10 protein-coding genes and 1 rRNA gene are annotated in these 12,065 nt (G+C 59.3%); 8 read left to right on the top strand and 3 right to left on the bottom strand.

The genetic code is table 11. The features are described 5' to 3' along the window. Window positions 1–581: 581 nt before the first annotated feature. From clpB to WC026_RS16600, 3 genes are all read left to right on the top strand, one after another. Complete coding sequence (clpB, locus tag WC026_RS16610; RefSeq protein WP_372712122.1) at window positions 582–3,176, top strand: ATP-dependent chaperone ClpB; 2,595 nt, start codon at window positions 582–584, stop codon at window positions 3,174–3,176. A 165-nt stretch (window positions 3,177–3,341) separates the two neighbouring features. Then, window positions 3,342–3,950: a hypothetical protein gene (locus WC026_RS16605; RefSeq protein ID WP_372712121.1), complete on the top strand. Its 609-nt coding sequence runs from the start codon at window positions 3,342–3,344 to the stop codon at window positions 3,948–3,950. A gap of 12 nt (window positions 3,951–3,962) precedes the next feature. Next, complete coding sequence (locus WC026_RS16600) at window positions 3,963–4,919, top strand: toll/interleukin-1 receptor domain-containing protein (RefSeq protein ID WP_372712120.1); 957 nt, start codon at window positions 3,963–3,965, stop codon at window positions 4,917–4,919. 174 nt (window positions 4,920–5,093) lie between these two features. Here the strand turns inward: WC026_RS16600 and WC026_RS16595 are convergent, their stop codons facing one another. After that, window positions 5,094–5,327, bottom strand: coding sequence for a hypothetical protein (locus WC026_RS16595; RefSeq protein WP_372712119.1), 234 nt, complete (start codon window positions 5,325–5,327; stop codon window positions 5,094–5,096). Between the two features lie 367 nt (window positions 5,328–5,694). On the opposite strand from WC026_RS16595, the gene WC026_RS16590 reads away from it, so the two are divergent. Both WC026_RS16590 and WC026_RS16585 read left to right on the top strand, forming a co-directional pair. Beyond that, a complete protein-coding gene (locus WC026_RS16590; protein ID WP_372712118.1) occupies window positions 5,695–5,997 on the top strand; it encodes a hypothetical protein in 303 nt (100 codons plus the stop codon). Window positions 5,998–6,201: 204 nt separating this feature from the next. Then, on the top strand, window positions 6,202–6,603 hold the full coding sequence (locus WC026_RS16585) for a hypothetical protein (protein WP_372712117.1): 402 nt from the start codon (window positions 6,202–6,204) through the stop codon (window positions 6,601–6,603). Between the two features lie 104 nt (window positions 6,604–6,707). On the opposite strand, the gene WC026_RS16580 is transcribed toward WC026_RS16585, so the two are convergent. Further along, window positions 6,708–6,950 carry a hypothetical protein gene (locus WC026_RS16580; RefSeq protein WP_372712116.1) on the bottom strand — a complete coding sequence of 81 codons (243 nt, stop codon included), beginning with the start codon at window positions 6,948–6,950 and terminating at the stop codon, window positions 6,708–6,710. Between the two features lie 42 nt (window positions 6,951–6,992). Between WC026_RS16580 and WC026_RS16575 the strand changes: the two genes are divergently transcribed. Together WC026_RS16575 and WC026_RS16570 are read left to right on the top strand one after the other, a co-directional pair. Beyond that, the gene (locus tag WC026_RS16575) at window positions 6,993–7,199 is read left to right on the top strand and encodes a hypothetical protein (protein ID WP_372712115.1); all 207 of its coding nucleotides are present in this window, start codon (window positions 6,993–6,995) and stop codon (window positions 7,197–7,199) included. Window positions 7,200–7,229: 30 nt separating this feature from the next. Continuing rightward, on the top strand, window positions 7,230–8,627 hold the full coding sequence (locus WC026_RS16570) for a GntP family permease (protein WP_372712114.1): 1,398 nt from the start codon (window positions 7,230–7,232) through the stop codon (window positions 8,625–8,627). 287 nt (window positions 8,628–8,914) lie between these two features. Here WC026_RS16570 and WC026_RS16565 read toward each other — a convergent pair whose 3' ends face one another. Further along, entirely contained in the window at window positions 8,915–10,975 is a 2,061-nt protein-coding gene (locus WC026_RS16565; RefSeq protein WP_372712113.1) for a M23 family metallopeptidase, read from the bottom strand. A gap of 747 nt (window positions 10,976–11,722) precedes the next feature. Between WC026_RS16565 and WC026_RS16560 the strand changes: the two genes are divergently transcribed. After that, window positions 11,723–12,065 (top strand): 16S ribosomal RNA (locus WC026_RS16560); the annotation flags it as partial.

Here is a 12,065-nt window from a genome sequence, read left to right as displayed (position 1 = left end):
TGCGAGAGGCATGGCTGTTGACGGTCGTTGCGGACGCCCAAGCGGGCGTGCGCCGGGGGGCGCCCAAGTCTGGCCTCTCAAGGCTGGCCTCTCAAGTCTGGCCTCTCAAGTCTGGCCTCTCAAGTCTGGCCTCGCAAGTCTGGCCTCTCAAGTCTGGCCTCTCAAGTCTGGCTTCTCAAGTCTGGCCTCTCAAGTCTGGCCTCTCAAGTCTGGCCTCTCAAGTCTGGCCTCCCAAGTCCGGCTTCCATATTCGGATTCCGGCTTTTCCACTTTGATGTTCGGTGGCGCCTGCGTTTGGGTTAACGCTGCGATTTCTATCGGTTCCGGCGTCGAACCCTTAACGAGATTTGACTAGGGGTTTCGAGGCAGCCGTCCTTTGGCTCCGTCCGACATGCCGCGGATCATCTTTCGGCTTTCGCCCGCCTCAGCCTCTTTTTCATGCTGTGCTGGATTCCTATATCGCCAATGTACGGCGCGGAGAGGGATGCCTTTATTTGGGTCTTTGGCGGCGCTCGAGGTGGGAATAAAAATGGCATGTCTTTCGCGCCTGACGGGCGGGGGGCGTGCGCTGGAGGTCAGTCATGAATTTTGAACGCTACACGGATCGCGCGAAGGGTTTCGTCCAATCGGCACAATCGCTCGCGCTGCGTGAAAATCACCAACAGGTTACCCCCGATCATCTCCTGAAAGTTTTGCTCGACGACCCGGAAGGGCTCGCAAGCGGTCTCATCCAGCGAGCGGGCGGCGACTCGCGTGTCGCGCTCCGCAACGTCGAAGCGGCGCTTGCGAAGAAGCCGAAAGTCACAGGCGGTTCGGGTGGCGTTTATGTGTCGCCCGAGTCGGCGCGGCTATTCGATGCCGTTGAGAAGCTCGCGGATAAGGCCAGCGATAAGTTCGTCACCGCTGAACGTCTTCTATTGGCGTTGGCGCTCGATACGTCGACCGACGCAGGGAAAGCGCTGCGCGACGCGGGCGTGACGGCGGACAAGCTCAATGGCGCGATCAACGATCTGCGCAAGGGCCGCACCGCCGACAGCGCGAATGCCGAGCAGGCTTATGACGCGTTGAAGCGGTACGCGCGCGATCTCACCGAGGCCGCGGCGACGGGCAAGCTCGATCCGGTCATCGGGCGCGATGAAGAAATCCGCCGCACCATTCAGGTGCTGTCGCGGCGCACGAAGAATAATCCCGTGCTGATCGGCGAGCCGGGCGTCGGCAAGACGGCGATCGCCGAGGGTCTGGCGTTGCGCATCATCAAGGGCGACGTGCCGGAAAGCCTCAAGCACAAAAAGCTGCTGTCGCTCGACATGGGCGCGTTGATCGCGGGCGCCAAATATCGCGGCGAGTTCGAGGAGCGCTTGAAAGCGGTTCTCTCGGAAGTCGAAGCCGAGGGCGGCAACATCATCCTGTTCATCGACGAACTGCACACCATCGTCGGCGCGGGCAAAACCGAAGGCTCGATGGACGCGGGCAACCTCTTGAAGCCAGCGTTGGCGCGCGGGGAACTGCACTGCGTCGGCGCGACGACGCTCGATGAATATCGCAAGAACGTCGAGAAGGACGCGGCGCTCGCCCGTCGCTTCCAGCCGATCTTCGTGTCCGAGCCGACGGTCGAGGACACGATCTCGATCCTGCGCGGCTTGAAGGAGAAGTACGAGCTGCATCACGGCGTGCGCATCACCGATAGCGCGCTGGTCGCGGCCGCGACTTTGTCGAACCGCTACATCACCGATCGCTTTCTGCCCGATAAGGCCATCGATCTTGTCGACGAGGCGGCGTCGCGCCTCAGGATGCAGGTCGATTCAAAGCCTGAAGAGCTTGATGCGATCGATCGCGATCTCATGCAGATGATGATCGAGCGCGAAGCCTTGAAAAAGGAAACGGACTCGGCGTCGAAAGATCGCCTTGCCCGCCTCGAGAAATCCATTGCGGATCTCGAGGAAAAGTCCAAGGCGATGACGGCGCGCTGGGAGAGCGAGAAGCAGAAGCTCGGTTCGGCGCAGAAGATCAAGGAAGAACTCGACAACCTGCGCAACTCGCTTGAGCAGGCGCAACGCAGGGGCGATCTCGCGCGTGCGGGCGAACTTCGTTACGGCAAAATTCCCGAACTCGAAAAGCAGCTCGCGGCGCTTGAATCCCAGGAAGGCAAAGGCGCGATGGTGGAGGAAGCCGTCACGCCGGATCAGATCGCGGGCGTGGTGTCGCGCTGGACGGGTGTGCCGGTCGACAAGATGCTCGAAGGCGAGCGCGACAAACTTCTGAAGATGGAGGATGCGCTGTCGAAGCGCGTGATCGGTCAGAAGGAAGCGGTCGTCGCCGTGTCGACGGCGGTCAGACGTGCGCGCGCCGGACTGCAGGACCCGAACCGGCCGATCGGCTCGTTCATGTTTCTTGGCCCCACCGGTGTCGGCAAGACCGAGCTGACGAAAGCGCTCGCCGCCTATCTCTTTGACGACGACACGGCGCTCATCCGCATCGACATGTCGGAATACATGGAGAAGCATTCGGTTTCGCGCTTGATCGGCGCGCCTCCGGGCTATGTCGGCTACGAGGAAGGCGGCGCACTGACCGAAGCGGTGCGGCGGCGGCCCTATCAGATCGTGCTCTTCGACGAGATCGAGAAGGCGCATCCCGATGTCTTCAACGTGCTCTTGCAGGTGCTTGACGACGGACGCCTGACGGATGGTCAGGGCCGCACGGTCGATTTCAAGAACACGCTGATCGTGCTGACGTCGAATATCGGCGCGGACTATCTCGTCAACCAGAAGGAAGGCGAAGACACCGAAGCCGTGCGCGAGGAGGTGATGGCGGAGGTGCGGACGAAGTTCCGGCCCGAGTTCCTGAACCGTCTCGACGACATCATCCTGTTCCACCGTCTGCAGCGGAGCGAGATGACGAAGATCGTCGACATTCAGATGGCGCGCCTGCAGAAGCTGCTTGTCGATCGCAAGATCAAGATCGAACTCGACGAGCAGGCCAAGACGTGGCTTGCGAACCGCGGCTACGATCCCGCGTACGGCGCGCGACCGCTGAAGCGTGTTATCCAGCGCCATGTGCAGGATCCGCTCGCCGAGCAAATCCTGGCGGGCGGCGTCAAGGACGGCGACACGGTTGTGGTGTCCGTGCGCGACGGCGATCTGACGATCAACGGCTGGCCGGTGAAGGCCGCGACTTGATTGATGGCGCGGGCGACTCCCCTATCGGGGAGCCGGCCGCCCGCGCGGGATCGCGGATTCTTTCTTTGCGTAGATCAAGTCTCGGCGACTGCGCTTCGCGCAACCGGTCGCCGGGACGGCATTGTCGCTTTTTTTTATTAGGAAGTCGGGTAGGCGACTTTCCAAATGCGTCACTGGGTGCGCGCGAAGGTTCGTCGATGCTGGGGAATGATTCGGGAGCAGTTTGAACGCGAATCTCATATACTCGCCATGTTTGGATACTCGGAGGCGATATTGAGAATTTCCCCGCCGGCCACCATGAAGTCGTTGAGCGCGTGTCAACCGGGAGAGCTTGTACGCTTTCATTTCCGGAACGGACCAGGGGTTGCTTTGGTAGCGAGTGAAGGGGAGCACAACAACCGGTTCCTTATCACTCTACCGGGTAAGGAAAATCCAACGAGCCCCGAATTATTTCAGGTTTCTTACGAACAGACGGTTCTGTCCTACGGATTGGATTATTGCGTCGAGATCGACCACACTGCGGTCGTGGAATTGCGGCCTCGAAATCTTTACGAAATTCCTGGCTGCATCTGGCTCAAGAATTCGGATTGGCAGCTGCGCCTGGCTGATCCGGGCTTTCGGTGCATCCATTACCATTTCAGTTCAGGGAAGCTAGCGTCTGCGCCGGACCCGAACGACGCCACGATATTTTCGAAATGGACCTTGCGTTTAGAAGATAAAGCGCACGAGAAGATGTCACCTTTGGCAGCGTTTTCCTTCATACCGAAGGTCTAGTCTGGAACCGCCATGGCCACGCTATTCTTCTCATACTCTCATAAGGACGAGGATCTTCGCGACCAGCTTGAAGTACATTTGGCGAATCTCAAGCGGCAGGGCGTTATCGATACTTGGCATGATCGACGTATTCTGGCGGGCGATGAATTTGATAGCCAGATTAGCAATGCGCTTGAACGCGCCGACGTTATTTTGCTTCTGATTTCTCCCGACTTTATCGCTTCCGACTATTGCTACGATATCGAAATGAATCGTGCCCTAGAGCGGCATGAGATGCGGGAAGCGCGCGTTATTCCGGTCATATTGCGTCCGTGTGACTGGCAAGGCACGCCGTTTGGAAAACTCATGGCGTCGCCGAAAGATGGAAGACCAATTAGCTCATGGCCTGACCGTGACGAAGCGTTTTTGGACGTCAGCAGGGCTATTAGAGCTGTTGTAGACAATATTGCTGTGTCATCTCCCATCTCGAGCCATAAAACTGGGCTCAGAGAAACTAGTGTTGGGATATTGCCTTCGGCTGACCTTCCTCGCTCCAGTAATCTTCGGATAAAAAAGAAGTTCACTGACGCCGACAAGGATCGTTATCTTGACGCGGCATTTGAGTATCTGTCGCGGTTCTTTGAGGGATCACTGCAAGAATTACAGATGCGCAATGACGGCCTTCAAACCACATTTCGTCGGATCGACACGCACAGCTTCACTGCCATTATCTATCAGGACGGCAAGACAGTTTCAGAGTGCCGTATCGCTTGCGGTGGTTGGATTGACAATGGCATCACGTATTCCAGCAACGCGAGGAAGCAATCCAACAGCTTCAATGAAAGTTTGACTGTCGAAGCTGACGATCAAACCATGTTCCTTAAAGTTCTGATGGGCATGTCGCGTTTTGGCGGTCGTGATGAGGTCAAACTCACGTTTGAAGGGGCCGCCGAATACTATTGGTCCATGCTTATTCAACGCTTGCAGTAAGGCCTTCGCAGAATTGGAACGATTCAGTTGGAGGCAATCACATTTGAATGGAAATCCTATCTCCGCCTCCCGCATGCTCCCGCGCATCTCGCTACGCTGACTAACGTCGTGGGTTCGTGCTGCGGGTGATGAGCGGTCGGAGCGTTCAGGGCCGGAGAAAAAGCAGGACTGCGTTCAGACCAAAAGTTCCGGATGCGGAGATAGGGACGGGGTGTGAGAGTCGGCTCGTGCATCGAGCCGATCCAGCGGACACGCGGCGCCTTTCTTTTTGCAGCGGCGACGGTAGGCGCGTTCCCAATTGGCCTTGAGACCAATGTCGAGCTGCTGCAAGCGTAAAGCCTCGATGAACGCGAGCTTGGCCTTTCGTCCGTCGAGCCGCTTGAATTTCTTTTTCTGCTTTTTGCTCATGCCGCAGCCGATGCAATATCCGGCGTGCTTGAACTTGCAGACGTCTATGCAGGGAGAGGGGACTTTCATACTGGTCGACGTTGTTGCTGGTTTCTGAAAGCGTCGCACGTTCACTTCCCCGGGATCAAGCGCGACGCTGTGCCGTCGGTGCGGGCTTGCCGCGTTAACCGCGAGTGCGATCGCGGTGTGAAAACTTATCCCGCCTCCGTCCCTGAATCCCCCCGCCTACTCCAGCGGATCAGCTCGTGCTGTGGGTGATGAGTGGTCGGAGCATGCAGGGCCGCCGGGAGAAATTGGTATGCGAGGGATTTGCTGCTAGCGGGGCGAACGGGTAATGAGGCGCGGAGCGATTTGATCGGAGCCGCCCATGCGCAGTCTTTCCATTTCCTTGATCGCCGCCGTCGCAATGCTCTTCGGCAATCCGGTGCAGGCCGGAGATGCCGTCGCCGAATGCAAGGCGTTCTTCGAAAAATTTCAGCAGTGCATCGACGGCCTCAAAGGCGACGATCAGGAGGACGCGCGCATATTCCTCAAAACATTGCGCGCGACGCTCGGCATGTCGGACGATCTCAATCAGGGTGATCCGACCGCGCTTGGCATCATGTGCGCTTTCACGATCGAGGAAGTGAAGAAAGAGCCCAGCATCCAGAAATACAACTGCGCCTGGTGAGCGGCCGGGATTGAGCGAGCATCTAACGTCTAGCGGGAGCCGGGTGGCGCGCACTTGCCACACCGTCTGCGCAAGTCGCTGCAAGTCGACGGTTCGCCTTGGATTTGGGGTTGTGCCCTTACCCCTCAGATGCAGTATCAACCCGACCTGCCGTTGGAACGGGGCAATGCGGACGGCAGGCTTGGTCTAGAAGGGGTATTTCGTATGAGAAAATTGCTTTCGCTTGTCGCGCTCTGTTGCGCGATGACGCTCGCATTTGGGGGCTTTGCTCCGCGCGCGAGCGCCGCGCAGCTTCCGACTGGGCTTCTCGCGTTGAAGACAGATGGGGCTGGCGCCGTTCAGGACGTTCGTTATCGCTGCTGGTGGCGTGACGGCTATCGCCGTTGCGGGAACGTCGGTCATCGCGGCTGGCGTCATCATCATCGCTGGCATCGTGGCACGTGGCGCCACCGTCATTGGCGTCATCGCCACTGGCGGCAGCATCGCGCCTGGCGCAATGGCTACTCCGGCCGTCGCCACTATTACTATCGTTCTTATGCGCGTCCGTCTTACGGCTACGCTCATCGCCGGCCGTATGCGTACTGCATCGGCTTGTGCTGGTGGTAAGCGTCGCAAGACGCGGACGGGTTTAAAACGAAAACGCCAGGGCTCAACCCTGGCGTTTTTTATTCATCCTACAAGCGGTCGGTGAGCTGGCGACTTTCGTTTTTCTAGCGCCGATAGCGACGTGCGTGCGAGCGGCGATAGCAGCGTTTTGCGCCGATTTTGCAGGCGATCCTCGGACCGGCGGTGTAACCGATCACGCCGCCCGCCACCAATCCCACCGGACCGAATACGACGGCGCCCGCAAGCCCGCCCAAGGCTGCGTCGGTGACGCGCTCGCCTGCGCTAGCGGCCATCGGCGCGAGGATGACGCCCGCAGCAACAACCGCAACTCGTGCAAAAGTTTTCATTGTCTGGATCCCCTCCGTCTCTTTCGCTGGTGCAAGCGAATCTTGCGTAACGATAGCATCGTCGATGATTCGAGTTTGTTAACGCACGGATGCGGCGACAATTACGGCGCATGCGGATACGATTTCGTTGTGCTCAGACGGTTCGAAATTAAAGGGCGCGTCGCGGTGCTGTGGCCGCATGGCCGCGATCTGGCGGCCGAGGGCGACCGTCTGCAAAATCTTGTGCCGCTCGTTCGCTATAGCGGCTAATTTCGTATCACGCTGATTTGAGGGGTCGACGTGAGCCTGCTGATCGCTATTGGTGCGCTCGTCTTCCTGATGCTTGCCGCTTATCGCGGATATAGCGTCATTCTGTTCGCGCCGGTGGCTGCGATGGGCGCGGTGCTGCTCACCGATCCGCACGCCGTGGCACCGGTCTTTTCCGGGCTTTTCATGGAGAAAATGGCCGGATTTCTAAAACTCTATTTTCCGGTTTTCCTGCTCGGCGCGGTTTTCGGAAAGCTGATTGAGATCTCCGGATTCGCGCGCGCCATCGTTGCAAGCTCGATTGCGCTGCTCGGAGCCGAACGGGCGATGCTCGCGATCGTGCTCGTCGCGGCGCTGCTGACTTACGGCGGCGTGTCGCTGTTCGTCGTCGTATTCGCCGTCTATCCGTTCGCAGCCGAAATTTTCCGCAGCTCGAACATTCCAAAGCGGCTCATCCCGGCGACGATCGCGCTCGGAGCGTTCACGTTCACGATGGATGCGCTGCCGGGAACGCCGCAAATCCAGAATATTATCCCGACGACATTCTTCCGGACGACGGCGTGGGCGGCGCCCGTGCTCGGCACGCTTGGGTCGATTTTCATCCTGGCGTTCGGGATGGCCTATCTCGACTGGCGTCGTCGCAGGGCTTTCGCGAGCGGCGAGGGGTATGGCGAACATCATTTGAATGAGCCGGTGGCCGCAGCCGATGCTGGCGCGAAAGGCGTGAACCCGCTGATCGCCGTCCTGCCGCTCGTGATCGTCGGCGTTGCGAGCAAGCTGCTGACGCTGGTGATCCCTGCCGTTTACGGTGAGAAATTCGAGGCCGCTCTGACGCCGGGCGGCAAAGCCGTTACCGCCGATGTCGGCGCGATGACGGCGATCTGGGCTGTTGAAGGCGCGCTGCTGCTCGGCATCCTGATGGTTGTCGCGTGTGCGTGGCGGACTGTTCGCGTGAATTTCGCGGCAGGATCGAAGGACGCGGTTGGGGGCGCGCTGCTCGCCGGAATGAACACGGCATCGGAATATGGATTCGGCGCCGTCATCGCCGCGCTTCCGGGGTTTCTCATCATCGCCGACGCGCTGAAGTCCATTCCCAATCCGCTGATCAACGAGGCGGTGACGGTGACGACGCTCGCGGGTGTGACGGGTTCGGCGTCGGGCGGCATGAGCATCGCGCTCGGGGCGATGGCCGATCAGTTCATCGCGGCGGCGAATGCGGCGGGCATTCCGCTCGAGGTCTTGCATCGCGTCGCGGCGATGGCATCGGGTGGCATGGATACGCTGCCGCATAACGGAGCGGTCATCACGCTTCTGGCGGTGACGGGCCTGACGCACGTGCAGGCGTACAAGGATATTTTCGCGATCACGTGCATCAAGACGCTCGCGGTCGCGTTCGTGATCGCGCTCTACTACGCGACGGGTTGGGTGTGAGCGCGGGCCGGGATGAAGCTCGAGGCCGGCGCGGACGATCGTGCAAGCGGCTGCCCCTCACCCTAACCCTAACCCTCTCCCCGCGTGCGGGGTGAGGGGATGGAAGTGCGCGCCGATGCTGAGTCCGGAGTAAACCTTTCCTGCGCGCGAGAGAGGGGACTGATCCGGCGAACTGCGCACACTCACTCTATGGCCGGCTTGACCCGGCCAGCCAGAGTCACGCGATCAAGCGTTACCTGTGATCCTGGATGGCTCGGATAGTGGCCATGGCGTGGGAGAGACGGTGACTACTTGTTTGCGGTCATGACCGGCGCGCGGTGCATCAGCTCTTCGATGCGGGCGCGCTCTTTCTCGAACTCGGCGAGATCCTTGCCTTCGAGCTTCCGCTCGCGCGGCACTTGAATGGACATCGGATCGACGAAGCGGCTGTTGACCAGCACTTCGAAATGCACGTGCGGTCCGGACGATAGGCCCGTCGATCCGACATAGCCGATCACCTGGCCTTGGCGCACCTTCATGCCCGGATGAACGTCGGCGAAGCGGCTCATATGGCCGTAGGCGGTCTGATAGCCGTTGGCATGCCGGATGCGGACATAGTTGCCGTAATAGCCTTTGCGCCCGACCTCTTCGATCGTGCCGTTGCCGGCGGCGATGATCGGTGTGCCCGTCGAGCATGCCCAGTCGACGCCGGTGTGCATCTTTCGCGAATTGAGCAGCGGGTGAAAGCGGACGCCGAAGCCGGAGGTCAGGCGCACGTCGTCGCCGCGAACCGGCTTGCGCATCAGAAACTTTTTCGAGTTGTTGCCGTCCGCATCGTAAAAATCGACCACGCCGTCCGCGGACTTGAAGCGATAGAATTTGTAGAGCGTACCGCCGCTGCTGATCGCGGTATACAGAAGTTCGCCGGGGTTTCCTTCGGTCGATTGGTCGTCCTTCATGTCGAAGAACATTTCCAGCGAGTCGCCCGGGTGAACGCGGCGCCGGAAGTCGGTATCGAAGGCGTTGATCCGCAAGATTTGCGTAATCGTGTCTTGCGGCAGGCCCTGCGTCAGACCCGCATTGTAGACGGCGGCATAGAGGCTGGCGTTCTGCGGATCACCGCCGTCGTTCTTTGCCAGCTGCGAAAGCTCGGCGTCGAAAGGCGGCTGCGAAGATCCGATGAATTCGCCGGCGGCGCTGCGGCTGACGGTCACGAGATGATCGTGACCATCGGAGAAGACCGAGTAGCGAGCGGGTTCCTTCTTGTTCGGATCGGATAGAGACGGAACCAGCGTGATGCGGACTTCTTGCCCCGGAATGAGCGCATTTTCAGGGAAAATCGAATGGCCAGCCTCGATCATGCTGTGCACGTCCCATTCGGGAGCGCCGGCCTTGGCGAGAATTTTCGCGAGCGTGTCCTTGGGACCGACTTTGACGACAATCACCTCGCCGCCTTCGATGTCGTCGGATGACTCGTCCGCTGTATCGGGAGATTTATAGATGTCGGTTGTGTTCAGGCTGTCGGTCGTCGACGCCGCCGGTTGCCACGGATTGGATGCCATCGTCGAGCTGGCCGCAGCTGTCGCTCCGGAGACGCCGTCGAGCGGTTCGCCGTCGCCGGAGCCTGCGTGGGTCGCGCCGTCGACACTGCGCTCGACGATGTCCTGGACTTCCTGCGTGTCGAGTTCCTGGCCATCCTCTCCGGGGAGAATGCCGCCAAGCAGCTCAACGACTTTCACCGATACGTCGGAGCGGGACAATCCGCTGCCTGCGGTCTCGTCGGCGTCTTCGTCGGTGTCGGCCGGTTTACCGCTGCCGTAGAGCTTGAATGGATTGAAGGTCGGGATTTCTCTGTTTTCGTTGGTGGGGACGGGCGCCAGACGTGTCACGATGCGGGCATAAGGTTTTTGGCGGACATACTCGCGGCTGTCGCGGCGGCTCTTCGTCGATTCATGGATGATGTAGCGGGTCGACAGTGCGCCGGTTGTCAGCTGCAGCCGGTCGGCCTTCGGCATGATCCATTTGAGGCCGCCGGCATTCTTCGGCGTCAACGTGAACTGTGGCGCGAGCGCACCTTCGCCGATGCTTTTCAGAGCCGGCAATAATCCATCGGTGGCCACCTCATTGTCGGACGAGCCATAGACGACGACGAGAATGGCGATAGCGCCGATCGTGGCGGCGAGACACGTGCTGAGGATCCAACGGAAGCGGCCGCCGGCGCGGGGTTCGGGATTTTCCTGCTCGTAGATGTGCTTAAAAAAGCTGCCACCGCGGCCGGCGTAAGCGTTTGTCGGAAGCAGACGCGTGTCGTCCTCGAGCGCGAAAGCACGCTCGGTCGCGTCCAAATCCTTCCTACGACGCTGAAGCACCCGCAGCAGTCCCCCACAGCCCTGCCAGGCTTGTTAACGTTTCGCGAGGATCGCCGGCGTGCGGGCGCCAAACATCTCGGTTTGGCTGGCCCGGTAACCAAATTCCGCATCCATGCGAATTCATACGTGAGTTCGCATCCGTCCGTCCCCTTAGGAAGGCCGCGAATAACCGCTTTGCGAGGTTGTGGAATAATCGGGGCGCGATCAAGGCAGATGCGCACAATCGCACAGGGGCGCTGAAACGGACGTTGAGCGCAGCGGTGGGCGTTTCATATCGCTTTGATATCGCTTTGTTTTCTGCCTCTGTTAAAAAATACGAAGTTTTTTTAAAACGAGTGTTGACACCCGAGCCGTGATGTTGTTTAAAGGGGGCTCGTTGGTGAGCATCACTGCTTCGCCGCCCTTGCAGGGCATCAAATTCTCGAAACTCTGAGGCTTCAAGCCGGGTCACCGGTCGAGCCTCTGTCGTCTCGGAAAAACCTGGCGGTTCGCCGCTGGTTGAATTTGTGTTCTCAAGTTTGCTCTTTGACAATTGAATTTGAAGGAAGGGAAACGCAGACGGCGGGGTCCTGGCGGATTTCGGTCGCAAGACTGAAGTCAAACAGACTCTGGAGAACATCTGCGTTTCAATACCATCACCGTGATATTTGCTTCGGGCAACCGAGGTGAAGATCATGTTGTGAAGGTGCCCGTTACGCAGATGATTCCTTGGATTAACTTCCAAGCCAAAACCAGAATCCAAACTTTCAACTTGAGAGTTTGATCCTGGCTCAGAACGAACGCTGGCGGCAGGCCTAACACATGCAAGTCGAACGCCCCGCAAGGGGAGTGGCAGACGGGTGAGTAACACGTGGGAACCTTCCCTATAGTACGGAATAGCCCAGGGAAACTTGGAGTAATACCGTATACGCCCGAAAGGGGAAAGAATTTCGCTATAGGATGGGCCCGCGTAGGATTAGCTAGTTGGTGAGGTAACGGCTCACCAAGGCAACGATCCTTAGCTGGTTTGAGAGAACGACCAGCCACACTGGGACTGAGACACGGCCCAGACTCCTACGGGAGGCAGCAGTGGGGAATATTGGACAATGGG

The sequence above is a fragment of the Hyphomicrobium sp. genome (assembly GCF_041674905.1).
Lineage (GTDB): Bacteria > Pseudomonadota > Alphaproteobacteria > Rhizobiales > Hyphomicrobiaceae > Hyphomicrobium_B.
The sequence above is the reverse complement of the archived record's forward strand: the minus strand, read 5'-3'. Positions and strand labels throughout refer to the sequence as shown.